The sequence below is a fragment of the Pseudodesulfovibrio aespoeensis Aspo-2 genome (genome assembly GCF_000176915.2).
Classification (GTDB): domain Bacteria; phylum Desulfobacterota; class Desulfovibrionia; order Desulfovibrionales; family Desulfovibrionaceae; genus Pseudodesulfovibrio; species Pseudodesulfovibrio aespoeensis.
This window is the reverse complement of record NC_014844.1, coordinates 2,887,026-2,903,075: the sequence shown is the minus strand read 5'-3', so window position 1 is coordinate 2,903,075 and position 16,050 is coordinate 2,887,026. Positions and strand designations below refer to the sequence as shown.

Annotated in this window: 11 protein-coding genes; 7 read left to right on the top strand and 4 right to left on the bottom strand. The window is 66.2% G+C overall.

Annotated features, from left to right (window positions below; translation table 11 throughout):
* Nucleotides 1-384 precede the first annotated feature (384 nt).
* Entirely contained in the window at nt 385-2,568 is a 2,184-nt protein-coding gene (locus DAES_RS13455) for a glutamine synthetase III family protein (RefSeq protein ID WP_013515582.1), read from the top strand.
* A gap of 126 nt (nt 2,569-2,694) precedes the next feature.
* On the opposite strand, the gene DAES_RS17855 is transcribed toward DAES_RS13455, so the two are convergent.
* Entirely contained in the window at nt 2,695-3,330 is a 636-nt protein-coding gene (locus tag DAES_RS17855; protein WP_013515581.1) for a hypothetical protein, read from the bottom strand.
* Between the two features lie 158 nt (nt 3,331-3,488).
* The gene (icd, locus tag DAES_RS13445; protein WP_013515580.1) at nt 3,489-4,631 is read right to left on the bottom strand and encodes an NADP-dependent isocitrate dehydrogenase; all 1,143 of its coding nucleotides are present in this window, start codon (nt 4,629-4,631) and stop codon (nt 3,489-3,491) included.
* Between the two features lie 151 nt (nt 4,632-4,782).
* Here icd and DAES_RS13440 point away from each other — a divergent pair, with 151 nt between their 5' ends.
* The 3 genes from DAES_RS13440 to DAES_RS17030 all read left to right on the top strand — a co-directional run bounded on the left by DAES_RS13440 (nt 4,783) and on the right by DAES_RS17030 (nt 7,733).
* Complete coding sequence (locus DAES_RS13440; RefSeq protein WP_013515579.1) at nt 4,783-5,514, top strand: SIR2 family NAD-dependent protein deacylase; 732 nt, start codon at nt 4,783-4,785, stop codon at nt 5,512-5,514.
* A 282-nt stretch (nt 5,515-5,796) separates the two neighbouring features.
* Nucleotides 5,797-7,140: a TrpB-like pyridoxal phosphate-dependent enzyme gene (locus tag DAES_RS13435; RefSeq protein WP_013515578.1), complete on the top strand. Its 1,344-nt coding sequence runs from the start codon at nt 5,797-5,799 to the stop codon at nt 7,138-7,140.
* A 119-nt stretch (nt 7,141-7,259) separates the two neighbouring features.
* Nucleotides 7,260-7,733, top strand: a complete 474-nt coding sequence (locus DAES_RS17030; RefSeq protein WP_013515577.1) for an META domain-containing protein — start codon at nt 7,260-7,262, stop codon at nt 7,731-7,733.
* A gap of 48 nt (nt 7,734-7,781) precedes the next feature.
* Here the strand turns inward: DAES_RS17030 and DAES_RS13425 are convergent, their stop codons facing one another.
* Nucleotides 7,782-8,921, bottom strand: coding sequence for a glycoside hydrolase family 3 protein (locus tag DAES_RS13425; RefSeq protein WP_013515576.1), 1,140 nt, complete (start codon nt 8,919-8,921; stop codon nt 7,782-7,784).
* Nucleotides 8,922-9,025: 104 nt separating this feature from the next.
* Here DAES_RS13425 and DAES_RS13420 point away from each other — a divergent pair, with 104 nt between their 5' ends.
* The 3 genes from DAES_RS13420 (at nt 9,026) to DAES_RS13410 (ending at nt 11,867) form a co-directional block, all read left to right on the top strand.
* Complete coding sequence (locus tag DAES_RS13420; protein ID WP_013515575.1) at nt 9,026-10,054, top strand: rhomboid family intramembrane serine protease; 1,029 nt, start codon at nt 9,026-9,028, stop codon at nt 10,052-10,054.
* A 212-nt stretch (nt 10,055-10,266) separates the two neighbouring features.
* Entirely contained in the window at nt 10,267-11,067 is an 801-nt protein-coding gene (locus DAES_RS13415; protein WP_013515574.1) for a metal ABC transporter ATP-binding protein, read from the top strand.
* A complete protein-coding gene (locus tag DAES_RS13410; RefSeq protein ID WP_013515573.1) occupies nt 11,067-11,867 on the top strand; it encodes a metal ABC transporter permease in 801 nt (266 codons plus the stop codon). Before DAES_RS13415 ends, DAES_RS13410 begins: the two co-directional genes overlap by 1 nt.
* A 25-nt stretch (nt 11,868-11,892) precedes the next feature.
* On the opposite strand, the gene DAES_RS13405 is transcribed toward DAES_RS13410, so the two are convergent.
* On the bottom strand, nt 11,893-15,768 hold the full coding sequence (locus tag DAES_RS13405) for a class I adenylate cyclase (RefSeq protein WP_013515572.1): 3,876 nt from the start codon (nt 15,766-15,768) through the stop codon (nt 11,893-11,895).
* Nucleotides 15,769-16,050: the final 282 nt, after the last annotated feature.

Below are 16,050 nucleotides of genomic sequence, written 5' to 3'. Positions count from 1 at the left end.
AAAGTGGCAAATTTGTCATTATTTTTCCGGCCCAGGCCGGGCACCGATCAGATTCGTGCTGGATTTGCGGCGTAAATGGACAAAAATGTTTCGCATTAATGTTATTAATATCCCCATGGATTCTGAGCGGTTGTGGATTATTGCAAAAAAAATTGCAAAAATGGAACAACAAAGGGAATAAAAACCCCTTTTGTGCTACATTTTCGTATGATTTTGAAAGGCAAAAGTGAATGAGATTTTTGTAATTATCTGTATTTAATGTGTATTCCACGTTTGGCATGGTCCTTGGTATATGGCGGCCAAGACAACAAGGGACAGGTTGCCCTTTGGTCCGGCAGAGGCCGGGAAATTCCCCCATATTTTTTGCATGAAGGAGTGTTTTTCATGAGCGGATACCAGACCCGTCAGAACGCCATCGCGGCGGTGACCAACTACAAGCCCACCAACAAGCCCCTGAATTTCGCGGAGACCTCTCCGGCGGAGATCTTCGGGTCCAACGTCTTCAGCGACAAGGTCATGAAGTCCATGCTGCCCAAGGACGTGTACAAGTCCCTGCTGAAGACCAAGAAGACCGGGGAGAGGATGGACCCCGCCATTGCCGGGCCCGTGGCCGCGGCCATGAAGGAATGGGCGCTCTCCAAGGGCGCGACCCACTACACCCATGTCTTCTATCCCCTGACCGGCCTGACCGCCGAGAAGCACGACGGCTTCCTGACCCCGGACGGCGAGGGCGGTGCCGTCGCCGAATTCGACCCCAAGCTGCTCATCCAGGGTGAGCCCGACGCGTCGAGCTTCCCCTCCGGCGGGCTGCGCGCCACCTTCGAGGCACGCGGTTACACCGCCTGGGACGTGACCAACCCGGCCTACATCATTGAGAACCCCAACGGCACCTTCCTGTGCATCCCCACGGCCTTCGTTTCCTGGAAGGGACACGCCCTGGACAAGAAGACCCCGCTGCTGCGCGCCAACCAGGTCATCAACAAGGTTGGCCGCCGCTTCCTCGCCCTGTTCGGCACCGACAACGGCGACATGGTGGTTTCCAACGCCGGTCCCGAGCAGGAATACTTCCTGGTGGACCGCAACTTCTACTTTGCCCGGCCCGACCTGATGGTCTGCGGTCGCACCCTGTTCGGTGCCAAGCCCTCCAAGGGCCAGGAACTGGACGACCACTACTTCGGCTCCATTCCGCGCCGGGTGCTCTCCTTCATGCTTGAGGTCGAGCGCGAGCTGTACAAGCTGGGCGTGCCGGTCAAGACCCGCCACAACGAGGTGGCCCCCGGCCAGTTCGAGATCGCTCCCATCTACGAGCAGTCCAACCTGGCCACCGACCACAACCAGATGCTCATGACCACCCTCAAATCGGTGGCCAAGCGCTACGGCATGGCCTGCCTGCTGCACGAGAAGCCTTTTGCGGGCATCAACGGCTCGGGCAAGCACCTGAACTATTCGCTCTCCACCCCGACGCAGGGATCGCTGTACAACCCCGGCGAAACCCCGCACGAGAACATGCAGTTCCTGACCATCACCGCGGCCACCATCCGCGCCGTGGAGAAATACGGCAAGCTGCTGCGCGCCGTGGTCGCCTCGGCCAGCAACGATCACCGCCTGGGCGCCAACGAGGCTCCGCCCGCCATCATGTCCATCTTCCTTGGCGAGCAGCTGACCGACATCTTCGAGCAGATCGAGAAGGGCAGCCTCAAGGGTTGCAAGACCAAGGACTGCCTGACCGTGGGCGTGGACACCCTGCCCCCGCTGCCCATGGACGCGGGCGACCGCAACCGCACCAGCCCCTTTGCCTTCACCGGCAACCGCTTCGAGTTCCGCGCCGTGGGTTCCAACCAGTCCATCGCCGGTGCCCAGGTGGCCCTGAACACCATACTGGCCGAGTCGCTCGACTTTGTCTGCGACGAGATCGAGAAGATCACCAAGGGCGACGTCTCCAAGCTGGGCGCGGCCTGCCAGAAGGTCATCCAGGCCATCATGAAGAAGCACGGCCACATCGTCTTCAACGGCGACGGCTACTCCGAGGAATGGCAGAAGGAGGCCAAGCGGCGCGGCCTGCCCAACATGAAGACCGCGGCCGACTGCCTGCCCGTCATCGGCGACAAGGATGTGGTTGACATGTTTGTCAAATATGGCGTCCTCTCCGCCGAAGAGCTGCACTCCCGCGTGGAGATTTACCACGAGCAGTACAACCAGAGCATCAAGACCGAGGCCCTGCTGGTGGGCAAGATCGCCAGGACCATCATCCTGCCCGCCGCCATCCGCTACCAGGGCGAGCTGGCCTCCACCGCCGCCAGCATGAAGGCCGCTGGCATCGAGCCCACCACCTCCATCCTCCAGGACGTGACAGACAAGTTGCGCCTGCTCCAGGCCAATACCGAGGCCCTGGAAAAGCTGATGGAGAAGAAGAACTTCAAGTCCGTGGAAGAGGAAGCCGCCTACAAGACCAAGAAGATCCTGCCCGCCATGCTGGCCGTGCGCCATGTGGCCGACGCCCTGGAAGGCGTGGTGGCCGACGACCTGTGGCCCCTGCCCAGCTACCAGGAGATGCTCTTCATCAAGTAGCGCCCCCCGGATACCGAAACACAAAAGGCCCGCCGTCATGGCGGGCCTTTTTCGTGGGCAAAGTATGGGGAGCGGCAGGAACGCCCGGCGTGGGAGGTTCGGATCAGAGGCGTCAGGCCAGGGGTGTCAGGCGAGGTCGGACGGGTCGCACTCCTGCGCGCGGTGGCCTGCCGGGTAGGCAGCCGGTCGGGCAGCCGGGCGGCGTGGCCCGTGGTGCGGCGCGTGGCCCGGAGCCAGATGGTGGGCGCGGGCCGGAGCGGGTGGTGTCCCGGTCCGCACGCCCTTCTTGCCGGGCAGGAAGGACGAGCGCAGGAAGCTCGGGCGCAGGAAGGCCAGCGGGTTGCGCATGACCGAGTCGGGCAGGATGTGGTACCAGCGGTAGCCCAGGGCCGTGAAGTAGGCGCGGGCGCAGTCGCCGTGTCCGGCCTCGCTGGCCGCCAGCAGGGCGGCGTCGCGCTGGCAGCGCGAGCGGGCCAGGGGCTCGAGGATGCGCTCGGAATAGCCGTAGCGCAGGAGCATGGCCTTGATGCGTTGGTATTCGCGGTAGCGGGAGACGCCGTCGGCCAGGGCAAAGAGGGCAACCACGAACCAGCCCGTGCCCCAGCCGCCGAAGATCGCGGCCCGGGCCGCATTGGTCTGGGCCAGATGCGACAACCCGAGCCCGGCCAGGGCGCAGGCAAGCAGCAGCGAGGCCAGCCCGGTCATGTACGGCCAGGGCGCGGCCCGCATGAAGCGCAGCAGGTGGGGCATTCGTGCAGTCATGGTGATGCCCTGTACCTACCCCAGGTTCACGGCCCGGTCAAACAAACCTGACTGATTCTGGCCCGAACACGCTTGAGGCATGGCGCGGGCCGGGCAGCGCAAAGGCCGCCCCCGACAGTGCGGGAGCGGCCTTGTAGACGATGCTTTGCAATCAGGCGCTAGAGGTTTGCCAGCAGGATGTCGCCGAATTCCTGGCAGCCGACCCTGGTCGATCCCGCGATCTGGGAGGCGAGGTCCACGGTCACGCGCTTGCCCGTAAGGGCTTTTTCCACGGCGGCGTGGATGAGCTGCGCGGCCTCGGTCCAGCCGATGTGCTCCAGGAGCATGGCCCCGGAGAGGATCAGGGAGCCGGGGTTGGCCATGTCCTTGCCTGCGATGGTCGGGGCCGTGCCATGGGTGGGCTCGAAAAAGGCGAGGGTGTCGCCCATGTTCACGCCAGGAGCCAGCCCCAGGCCGCCCACCTGCGCCGCCAGGGCGTCGGAGATGTAGTCGCCGTTGAGGTTGGTGGTGGCGATGACCGAGTACTGCTCCGGGTACATGAGCACGTTCTGGAACATGGCGTCCGCGATGCGGTCCTTGATGATCACGCCGCTGCCGTCTTCGCCCTCGCGCACAACCTTGCCCGCGTATTCCTGCTCGGCCAGCTCATAGCCCCAGGCGCGGAAGCCGCCCTCGGTGTGCTTCATGATGTTGCCCTTGTGGACCAGGGTCACCGAGGGCTTGCCGTGCTCGATGGCAAAGTCGATGGCGCGCTTGACCAGCCGCTTGGAGCCTGCCGGGGTCATTGGCTTGATGCCCACGCCCGCGGTGATGTCCACCTTGGCGCCCAGTTGGTCGGTCAGGAATTCGATGAGCTTCCTGGCCTCCGGGCTGCCGGACTGGTATTCGATGCCCGCGTAGACATCCTCGGTGTTCTCGCGGAACACGGTCATGTCCACCAGATCGGGCCGCTTGACGGGGGACTCGATTCCCTTAAAGTATTTGATGGGACGGATGCAGGCATAGAGGTCGAAGACTTGGCGCAGGGTGACGTTGAGGCTGCGGAACCCCTTGCCCACCGGCGTCTGGAGCGGGCCTTTCATGGCCAGTTCGGCCCCGGCCAGGGCGTCCATGGTCGCCTGGGGCAGGTGCTCGCCGGTTTCGGCATAGCCACGTTCCCCGGCCAGCAGCTCCACCCAGTTCAGGGCGTTGGTTGTGCCGTAGGCCTTCTCGACCGCGGCGTCGAGCACGGGGCGGCCCGCCTTCCATACTTCGGGACCGATGCCGTCACCTTCGATGTAATAGATGGTCTTTTCAGCCAATGCGTCCTCCTTCGTGCGACGAAACAGCAATGTGTCTGGTTGGTTGAGTGAATTCGGGAAGCGGACTATGACGTTTATTCGGTCGGATTGCAAGCGAGCGGTCCGGTCAGAAGGGCGCGCGGCGGTCTGAAACCAGGGACAAGGGGATGTGATGCGGGCGAAGATCGAGATGGTCAAGGCGCTGCTTGATCCGGGCAGGCGGGTGGTGGTCCTGACCGGCGCGGGCGTGTCTGCCGAGAGCGGGGTGCCCACCTTCCGGGGACGCGACGGGCTGTGGAAGACACATCGGGCCGAGGACTTGGCCCGGCCCGACGCCTTTGCGGCCCGGCCCGGACTGGTCTGGGAGTTCTACCACTGGCGGCGCGGGCTGGTGGCCGGGTGCGAACCGGGCCCGGCCCACCACGCCCTGGCCGCCCTGGAACGGCAGATTCCGAATTTTCTTCTGATCACCCAGAACGTGGACGGGTTGCACGCCAGGGCCGGGAGCCGAAAGCTGGTGGAGATGCACGGCAGCCTGTGGCAGGTGCGCTGCACGGCCTGCACCCATGTGCGCGAGGATCACGGCGACCTGCCGCCCCTGCCCGAATGCCCGGCCTGCGGCCACCTGCTGCGGCCCGGCGTGGTCTGGTTCGGCGAGCCGCTGACTCCGGGCGTGCTGCGGCTGGCCGTGGAGGAGCTGCACCGGGCGGACGTGTTTCTCGCCATCGGCACATCGGGTCTGGTCCAGCCTGCGGCCTCGTTCCACCAGTTGGCCAGGGAGCGCGGGGCCGTCACTGTGGAGATCAATGTGGAAGCCACGCCCGTCACCGGGCTGATGGATTTTGCCCTGCATGGCCGGGCAGGCGACATCCTGCCCGAACTGGTGGCAGGCATGGCCGGGTGAGCCGCCTTGACTTGGGACCGGAATCCGGCGTACCGGGTGGGACCATGAACAGACCTGTTTCATACACCTTTTACAGCGGACGCGGCTGGCGCAACGTCAAGCGGCCCCTGTCCTGAACGCGCGCCCCGGCGTGCCCGCCGTCCTTGCGACGGCGGCGCTTCGTCGCGCGCAGTTGGGGACCAGTGGAGCCGCCGGGAGTTGATCCGGCGGTTTTTTTATGCCCGGCCAGGGCGGATGGTCCGTCTGGCCGGGGAACGGTTTGCAACTGTTTGGAGGAAGTCGATGCCCAAGAGAATCTTTTTGTCCCAGGACCAGATGCCCACCCAGTGGTACAATCCCATGCCGGATCTGCCCACGCCCCTGGCTCCGCCGCTCAATCCGGAGACCATGGAACCCATCACCCCGGACATGCTGGCCCCCATATTTCCCGACTCGCTCATCGCCCAGGAGATGAGCGGCGAGCGGTTCATCGACATTCCCGAAGCAGTGCAGGATGTCTACCGGCTGTGGCGGCCCTCGCCCCTGGTGCGGGCGGACCGGCTGGAAAAGGCCATCGGCGCGAAATGCCGCATCTACTACAAGGACGAGTCCGTCTCCCCGGCAGGGTCGCACAAGCCCAACACCTCGGTGCCCCAGGCCTACTACAACAAGATGGCGGGCGTGGAGCGGCTGGCCACCGAGACCGGCGCGGGCCAGTGGGGCACGGCCCTGTCATTTGCCTGCGCCCAGTTCGGCCTGGAATGCGTGGTCTACATGGTCAAGGTCAGCTTTGAGCAGAAACCCTACCGCAAGATGCTCATCAACTCCTACGGCGGGACCATCTTCGCCTCGCCGTCCGAGCAGACCCGCACGGGGCGCGAGATGCTGGCCCGCGACCCCGGCTGCAAGGGCTCGCTGGGCCTGGCCATCTCCGAGGCGGTGGAGGACGCGGCCACCCACGACAACACCAAGTACGCGCTCGGCTCGGTCCTCAACCATGTCATCATCCACCAGACCATCACCGGCCTTGAGGTGCAGAAACAGCTTGCCATGATCGGCGAGAAGGCCACCCACCTCGTCGGTTGCGTGGGCGGCGGGTCCAACTTCGGCGGGCTGGTGATGCCGTTTTTGCCCCAGAAGCTGGCGGGCGACCCGGTCCGCTTCATCCCGGTGGAGCCAAAGGCTTGCCCGACCCTGACCAGGGGCGAATACCGCTACGATTACGGTGACATGGCCCGGCTCACCCCGCTGGTCAAGATGCACACCCTGGGGCATGACTTCATGCCCGCGCCCATCCACGCGGGCGGCCTGCGCTACCACGGCGACGCGCCCATTGTCTGCAATGTGGTGGCTGAGGGGTTGTGCGAGCCCGTGGCCTACTACCAGACCGAGTGTTTCGAGGCGGCCCGGCTCTTCCTCCAGACCGAGGGATTCCTGCCTGCGCCCGAGACCTCGCACGCCATCAAGGGAGCCATTGAGGTGGCCAAAACCGCCGGGCCGGACGATGTGATCGTGTTCCTCTATTCGGGTCACGGCCTGCTCGATCTCGCCTCCTACGACGCCTTCAACCAGGGGCTGCTGACCAACTTCGAACTGCCCCAGCGCGACATTGAGGAAGCCCTCAAGCGCTGCCCGGTGATCAAGTAGCGAAGAGCAGGACGGCTTGACGCGCCCGGCCCGCGTTGCGCGGGCCGGGCCTTTTGCGCCTTGCCAACAAAGCGCGCGTCCTGTTACTGCCAAGGGGTAAAATGGAAAGGAGAATCCCCATGCCCATGAAAGAGCGTTTCGCGGCCCCTCTGGCCGTCCTCTCCCTGGTCCTTGTTCTCGTCCTCGGAGTCGGCTGCGGCTCCAAGGAGGTCGCTCCGGCGAATCCCGAAGCCGCCAGGGATCAGGTGGTGGGCAAGACATGGGTTCTGCACTCCCTGGCCGGGCGCAACGTGGTGGGCGACGAGCAACTGACCCTGGAGCTGCGGCCCGATGGCACGGTGGCCGGCCACGCCGGATGCGCCGTCTTCAGCGGCACCTACACCCTGGAAGGGGCCACCCTGCACCTCAGCTCTCTGGCCGCTGTGGAAGAGAAAATTTGCGGTCCGTCCCAAGACGAGCAGCAGTACACCTACCTGTCGTTTCTCGGGCGCGTGGCGAGCCTCAAGCTCGACGGCGACGCCTTGGACCTGATCATGGAGGAGTCGGCCAGACCCCTGGAGTTCTCCACCTCCGCGCCGGGCCTGTTCTGGTAGGCCGCGCCGCCTCTTGGTGTCCGAAAGGACCGAAAGTTCGTCCCGCTATTAACGCGACCCCTTGAGCCGCATGATCCGGTCATGGGACTGGCGGATGCGCGTCTGGCTGATGACGCCGTCCCGGACCATGGCCTTGATGAGCGCGTGCGTCTGGCGCACCACATCCGGGTCATAGGTCAGGTTGTTGCCGAAGAGCAGGATGTCCGCCCCGGCCTCGATGGCCAGCCTGACCGCCTCGTCGCGACCGTACCGCTCGGTGATCGCCTTCATGTCCATGTCATCGGTGATTATGACGCCGTCAAAGCCCAGCTCGCCCCGGAGCAGGGTGGTGATGGTGGCGTGGGACAGGGTGGCCGGATGGTCCGGATCGAGCCGGGCGTTGAAGATGTGCCCGGTCATGATCATCCGGGCCGCGCCCTGTTCGATAAGCATGCGGTAAGGCTTCATTTCGTCGGAGGTCCAGGTGGCGGTCACGTCGGTGACGCCCAGGTGGCTGTCCGTGCCCGCGCTGCCATGGCCGGGGAAATGCTTGAGGCACCCAGTCACGCCCTGGCTGGCCAGCCCGGCCAGGAACAGTCCGGCGCAGCGGCCAACCCGGGCCGGATCAGCGGAAAAGCTGCGGCCAAGCCTGCCGATGGCCGGGCTGTCCGGGTTGACGTCCACATCGGCCACGGGCGCGAAATCGAGATTGAAGCCCGCCTGGCGCAGGGTCGCGCCCACCCCGGCCCCGGCGGCCTTGATGGCTGCGTCGTCCATGACGCCCAATTCCTTGGCCGAGGGCGACCCCGTGAACCCGCGCGCGGGCTTGAGACGCTGCACCCGCCCGCCCTCCTGGTCCACGGCCACCAGCAGGGGCGTGGTGGCAAATCCTGCCAAGGCCGCCGTCAGCCGGGCCACCTGGGCCGGGGTGTCGATGTTCCGGTTCGGGCTGGCCAGGGCCACATCATAGTCGAAGAGGACAACCCCGCCCAGATTGCGCTCGCGGATGTCGCGCACGATGGGGCTTTGTTCATCCACCGTGAAGCCCCGGAATCCGGCCATGAGCATCTGGCCGATCATGGCGTCGAGGTCCTGGGACGCGCTCGTGTCGGCGGTTGTCCCGGCTGCGGCGGCAGGCAGGGAGAACAGGAGAAAGAGGGCGATCAGCGGGGCAATCAGTGGGGCAAGGGGCGGCGAGAGTCTGCGCATGGCGGCTCCTGGTGGTGGTTTTTCCCGTTCATAGTCTGCCGGGCCGCATCGCGCAAGGGTGGAAACCGGTTTGACCCGGCCCTGATTTGCCTTACAGTGTCGCCATGCACAGCGACGCGACACCGCAGTCCTTTTTGCGCCGGACCCTGAGGCCGTCCTGGACCGATCTGGCCCCGGTGATCCTTGGGGAGGACGCGCCCGCCCTGGACGGTGCCACGGCGGGGCTGTGGTCCCTGGTCCTTTCCTCGCGCCATATTCCCCACCGGCAGCGGCGGCGGCTGCCCGGCGAGGGGGGCGGGCATTCGGTGCAGGTGCAGCTGTGGTTCGTGGAGCGCGCCGCCGCCGAGATCCGCCTCTACCTGGAGGAGAACGCGCCAGGACGCCACGGAGTCCACCTGCCCGACCTGCGTCCGGTGAGCGGATATGAGCCCACGGTGGCGGTCATGGCCCTGCTGCTCTTGTTTTTCTGGGCCTACACCCGCACCTATCCCGGCTGGGGGCTGTATCCGACCCTGTGGGTGGGGCTTGGCAGCGCCGATGCCGGGCGCATCCTCGGCGGCGAGTGGTGGCGGCTCTTCACGGCCCTGACCCTGCACGGGGACGGGGCGCATGTGCTCGGCAACGCCACCATCGGCGGGATTTTTGTCTGGCTCGCCTCGCGCAGGCTGGGGGCGGGGCTGGCCTGGCTGCTGACCTTCCTGGCCGGCGGGCTGGGCAACCTGCTCAACTCCCTGGCCCTGGCCGCGCCCCACAACGCCATCGGGTTTTCAACGGCCACCTTCGGCGCGGCGGGCGTGCTGGCCGCCATCGCCCCCTTTGCCGTGGGCGGCGGCATGCACGGCCTGGGCGTCCGGGAGCGCGGCAGCGGCCTGGCCCGGCGCTTCGCCCGGTTCGTGCGCTCGTCCCTGGTGCCGGTGGCCGCCGGGCTGGGTCTCCTGGCCATGCTCGGAGTCGGGGAAAACACTGATCTCGGCGCACACCTGTTCGGCTTTGTGGCCGGTCTGTCGCTGGGGCTCGTGGCCGGTCTTGCTGCCAGCCGCACCGGGCTGCCCGGCCCGCGGGCCGACGCAGCCCTGTACCTCGCGGCCCTGGCCCTGCCGGGAGCGGCATGGGGTTTTGCCTGGTTGGCATGATCCAGGGGCCGTGCTAGGAATGCGTTGAAAAACTGGTTTTTGCAGGCTGTTCAAAAATGTTCGAGTGCAAGGCGCAAAAAAAGGCCAAGATCGAAGCGTACTTCCGGTACGCGAGGGTTTGACCTTTTTGAAGCAACGCAGCAATCGGACGTTTTTCAACAGCCTGCTAGGGTCGCCTCGTTGGCGGGCAATGCACTATCCGGGAGTCGCCAGTGGTTGAGCATGTCATAGAAATCCATGGGTTGACCCTGTCCTTCGGGGGAGTCCCGGTGCTGGAGAACGTCGATCTGGCGGTGGAGCGCGGAGACTTTCTGGCCGTGCTCGGACCCAACGGGGGCGGCAAGTCCACCCTGCTCAAGGTCATGCTCGGCCTGCTCAAGCCCGACAGCGGCACGGTCCGTGTCCTGGGCGCGTCGGTGGGCGAGGCGGGCGGGCGCATCGGCTACCTGCCCCAGCACACCCATGTCTCCGGCAGCTTTCCCATCTCGGTGCTCGACGCCGTGCGCATGGGCATGGTCAGCCCCGGCCTGGGGCGCATCGCCGGATTCGGCGGCGGGCGCGACGAGCGGGAGCGGGCGCGCCGCGCCCTGGAGCGGGTGGACATGCTCGACCACGCCCAGCGCGCCCTGGCCGATCTCTCCGGCGGGCAGAGGCAGCGTGTGTTCATCGCCCGCGCCGTGGTGGGCGACCCGGAGCTGCTGCTCCTGGACGAGCCCACGGCCAGCGTGGACGCGAAGAGCCGCAACTCGCTCTTCCGGCTGCTGGCCGAGCTGAACCGCGAGATGACCGTGGTCATGGTCAGTCATGACATCTCGTCCCTGGCCTCGGGGGTCAAGTCCGTGGCCTGCGTCAACCGCACCCTGCATTTCCACAAGGCACCCGCGCTGACCGGCGAGATGTTCAAGATGGGCTATGGCGACGACGGCGAGCCGTGCTGCCCGGTGGAGCTGGTCACCCACGGCGACGTGCCGCACCGGGTGCTGGGCCGCCACCGCGACGGGGGCGAGTCGTGATGGACATCCTGAATTTTGAATTCATGCGCAACGCGCTCATGGCCGGGCTGCTGGCCAGCCTCATCTGCGGCATCATCGGCACCCTGGTGGTGGTCAACCGCATCGTCTTCATCTCCGGCGGCATTGCCCACGCCTCCTACGGCGGGGTTGGGCTGGCCTTTTTCTTCGGCCTGCCCGTGCTGCCCGTGACCACGGGCTTCACCCTGTGCGCCGCGCTGCTCATGGCCCTGGTCACCCTGCGCGCCCGCGAGCGGGCCGACACGGTCATCGGCGTCACCTGGGCCGCGGGCATGGCCCTTGGCGTCATCCTGCTCGACCTCTCGCCCGGCTACAACGTGGACCTCATGAGCTATCTCTTCGGCTCCATTCTGGCCGTGCCGCGTTCCGATCTCTGGATCATGGCCGGGCTGGCCTGCCTTGTCACCGGGCTGGTGCTCGCCTTCTATCGCGGGTTTCTGGTCATGAGCTTTGACGAGGAGTTCGCCCGCAGCCGGGGCGTGCCCGTGGATATGCTCTATTGTCTGCTCATTTCCATGGTGGGTTTGAGCGTGGTCATGATCATCCGGGTGGTGGGGCTGATCCTGGTCATCGCGCTTCTGACCATCCCACCCTTCATCGCCGAGCGGCGCACCCGCTCGCTGGGGGCCATGATGGTCCTCTCCGCCCTGCTCAGCGCGCTCTTCACCGTGGTCGGGCTGGCGGTCTCCTATCTGGCTGACATCACCTCGGGCGCGTCCATCATCGCCGTGGCCTCTGTCGGCTTCTTCCTCTCGTTCCTGCTGCCGCAAAAGCGGTCCTGACCGGGGCGCGTCCGCCCCACCACGGTCAAAACAGGTTGACCCGCTTGCACTGCGAGCCTTTGGGAATGAAGAGGATCATCTCCGGAATGTCGGCAATGGGGTGGGCCAGATTCTCCGCCAGGAACTGGGACGGCTGCCGTTCCAGTTCCGGTCCGGGCTTGTCGAACGAGCGGCAGTACATCTCGCCCCAGTTGGTGGAGTAGACGATCGAGGCCTGCTCGATGCGCCGGGAGTCGGGCGCGGTGGTCAGGTTGAAGATGAAGAAGGCGCGGATGACGCGCTCTGAACTCAATCCCTCGTTGATGTCCCGCTCGAAGGTCTGGTCAAAGGGAAAGAACTCGTGCATGGCGGGCATGAGCTTCTGGAGATCGGCCAGGGAGATGGGGGCCATGGTCCGGTCACCCTGGAGCAGGCTCCTGGGGCTGTAGAGCCGGTTGGCCAGCAGCCAGGCGAGCATGTGGACCGGGTCGCCGCTCTTGTGCAGCAGCTGGAGCGAGGACGACGCCAGCTTGGCCTCGGACCGCGAGCCGCCGCGCACCAGCCAGGCGGGCTTGCGGCCCGGAGCCTTGCTGGCCGAGAAGTGGAGGATGGCGAATCCGCCCCCGGCGGCGTCCATGAACGGCACGCGCATGACCTTGTGCGGCCTGGGCGAGAAGTTGGCGGCGATGCGTCGCCCCATGCGGGTCAGGTCTTCGGCGTTGATCTGGGCGTCTGTCCGCCCGCTGCCCGACAGACCCTGCTGGATGCGCTCGTAGGTGGCGACCATGTAGCGGCGTACCGAGGCGCCCATCTTCAGGGATTTTTCAAAGGTCCAGGCCACGTTGGTGTGGCATCGTTGCTCAGGTTCCGCGCACTCCCTGCCAAACAGGGTGGCGACGAGGCTCATGTCCTCGGCCCTGGCCGGGCGGCCCAGGAAGAACAGGATGTCGCGCAGGTTGGCCTTGAAGATGAACGACTCGGTCAGCAGCCGGGCGGCCTCGGCGTCGCCCAGGTCGGCGTAGTAGGCGCGCAGGGTGCTGAAGAGGCTGGCGTAGGGATCGGTCCGCCGCGTTCCGCGCCGGTTCAGGAACAGGTTGCGCTTGATCCGGTCGCACAGGGGCAGGGGCGAGGTGGCCGGGTCGGCATAGGTTTCGAGCAGGCCAAGCTTGAGCACGGACTTGAAGGGCGAGTGGACCGCCTTGACCATCTGCCACAGCGATCCCCCGAAATATTCGTCCGGCGGCACGGGCGCGAGATGGCCGAAATCCTCCAGGCGCGGGCGGCCCATGACCGGGTAGCGCCGCGCGGACTGGATGCAGGCATCGTAGGTGGGCTTGTCCGCCCCGGCAGGGATCACCCACCACGCCAGGTGCTTGCCCGCGATGCGCACCGCCGTGCGGTAGAACTCCTCCTTGAGCAGCAGGGCCTGGGCCGAACCGGAGCTTTCCTCGTCGCCCGACGAGAACCGGTTGTCGCGCACGTCGTCCATGCGCATGGGGAAGAAATGCGCCTCAATCCCGAACTCGCTCTCGGCCCACAGCCCCAGGGCGTCGAGCTTGCGGCGCAGCCCGGCCTCGGCGTTCGGGTCGATGTCACCGTCAAAGCAGACCCAGCAGTCGATGTCCGACTGGGCCGTCTGGGCCACGGTGCCGAGACTGCCCATGGCGTAGACCGCCAGGATGCGGACCCGCGCCCTGGTCCCGGACGGCCTGATCTTGGGGAAGAACTGACGGGTCAGCTCCATGGCCGACAGGGTCGGGGTGTAGCCCCAGACCTCGCAGGGCGGCACTCCCTCAAGGGTAAACCGCGTCTCGAACACATCGGTTTCGAGCAGGTGGGGCAGCATGCGCAGGTAGGCCTGCTTGTCGCGGTCGAGCCGACCCATGGCGCGGACCAGCCGCTTGCGGTTGAACCCCTGGATGCGCTGCTCGCGGCGCATGAAGGTCAGCTCCCGCGACCACACGCGCATGATCCTGCCGACGGTCTCGGGGGCGATGCCCGCCCCGGCGTCGTCGGAGGCTGTGGTGGCCTGCGCCGCCAGGGCGTCGGCGGATGCTGTGAGTTGGTCGAGACGGTTGGCCAGGAAAAAGGCGTGGGGCGCGTCGGTGTTGTCCAGGTGGCAGCCGGTCACGGTGGAGCCGGGCATGGTCGCGGAGTACAGGGTGACGTTGGTGAGCCGCGCGGCGTGGATGATACAGTCCATGAACTCGATCCCCTTGAATTCGCAGGAGGTCAGCTCGGCGCAGGTCAGGTCCGTGTCCTCGAACCGGCACGACCGGGCGCGGGTGTCGTGGAAGGTGACTCCGGCCAGGGCCGAGGCCGCGAACCCGGTCAGGGTCATCTTCACGCCCAGGAACGCGGCCCCGCCCAGTGCGCAGTTGCGGAACCGGCAGTCCGCAAAGGTGCAGCCCGCAAAGGCCGCGCCCGTGAAGTCGCAATCGTTGAACGAGCACTTGGTGAAGGTCATGTCCGTCAGGTCCGCGCCGGTGAAATCCGAGGCCGAAAAGGTGCAGCCCGTGGCCGCGCCCCCGGTGAAGGCGCATCGCTCCAGTCTTGATCCGGCGATCCTGGCGCGCAGGAAGGCGACCTTGTCAAAGGTCGAGTCGGCCAGGTTCAGCCCGGTCAGCTCGCGACCGTCCAGCTCCATGTTTTCCACCCAGGAGCAGGGGAGGTCCATGTTGCGGACGTTTCGGGTGGTGGGCAGCACCTTTTGCAGGGTCTTGCGGCGCGCTCCGAGCAGGCGGGTCAGGAGTCCGGTTTTGGGGCAGGCCGGTGGCAGCCCGTTGCCCGTGGTCTGGCCCGGTTCGCCGCCCGTGTTCAAGGCGGGCATGGGCCGGCCCCTCGACGTGCCGGACCGGCTCACGCTCTCGACAAAATCCGGGGCCACTGTACGCAGGGCGGCCAGGGCGTCCGCCTCGGCCCCTGCCCTGTGCTCAGGCGGCAGGGCATTGATGTACGCCGCGTAGGCCGTGTCGCCGAGCAGGGGAACCCGGCTGGTCGAGGCCCTGCGCATGGAGGGCATCTTCAGACGGATGGTGGCCATGAGCCTGCCCGTGGCCGGGCTGTCCTGGGCGATGATGCCGTCCAGGCACGGCCCGATCAGTGCCTGCCCGTCACGGCGCCTGCCAAGAGTCTTGAGCACCGCCAGATACATGTCGAGGATGCCCTTGTTCCCACCCTCGGCCAGCCCGGCCACGGTGCGCAGGGCCAGTGGCGTGGGCGAGGTCGTGTCCGAGGCGATGGTCTCCGCCAGGATTCCGGCCAACTCCGGCGAGTCCAGGGCGATGAGCATGCGGCAGAGGCGGTCGAGTTCGTTGCCAGCCGTCCCGGCCCGGACCCTGGGCTCGATCCACTGGCCGAACTGGCCATGCAGGATCGTCTGGCGGACCGGGAAGGCCAGCGGCTCGCCGACCTCGCCCAGGGCGACCAGAAAGGGTGAGAGCTCGTCGGGCGGGGCATCGGCCAGGGGGCGGACAAGGTCTTCGAGCCATGCCATCAGGAGTTTGTCAGGGGAGCCGGGCAGCTCGCGCAGCATCTCGTGGGCCAGGGCCAGCCTGTCCTGGGCCGGGAGCGGAGCGATCACGGCGGCCAGCTCGCGCAGGGACACGGTCATGCCGAGGATGATGCGGCTGGACAGGATGCGCCCGAATCGGCCCGCGCGCAGCATGGCCCTGAGGCAGGTCCGCAGGGTGCTGGCATCGCTTGACGACTGGGCGATGCGGAACAGGTTGAGGACCGTCTCGGCCACGGGCGCGGCATTGGCCTGGGAGCCGTGCGCATGGTCGGGCGGCAGCGCGGCCATTGCCTGGACAAACGCGTCCGCCAATTGCGCGAGGTCGGCTGTACCGCTCAAAAGCGGTGCGGCCCGGTATGCCCGGATGGCGTCCAGAAGGGGGGGTATGCTCGGTTGGTTCTGTGTCATGGCGTTGCGGCCCCGGTGCGGGGCATTGGCAAACCTTGCCGCCAACAGGGGAGGAAGTCAAAGGCGTTAGCGCGCGGCGGGATTATAACTTTGCCCCTGGCCGCCCTCTGGCTGCATCCGGTCCGACCCTTCGGCCAGGTTTGGCCCATCGCTGCCGTTGCAGGCGGTAATGTCCGGGAATCAAGGCAGGATGCGGGATAAACGGGTGTTTGAAGGCCAAAAAAACTTTGACTCGTGGGGGAACATGCCCTATCGTGCCCAACTACTATTATATAGTCCAGA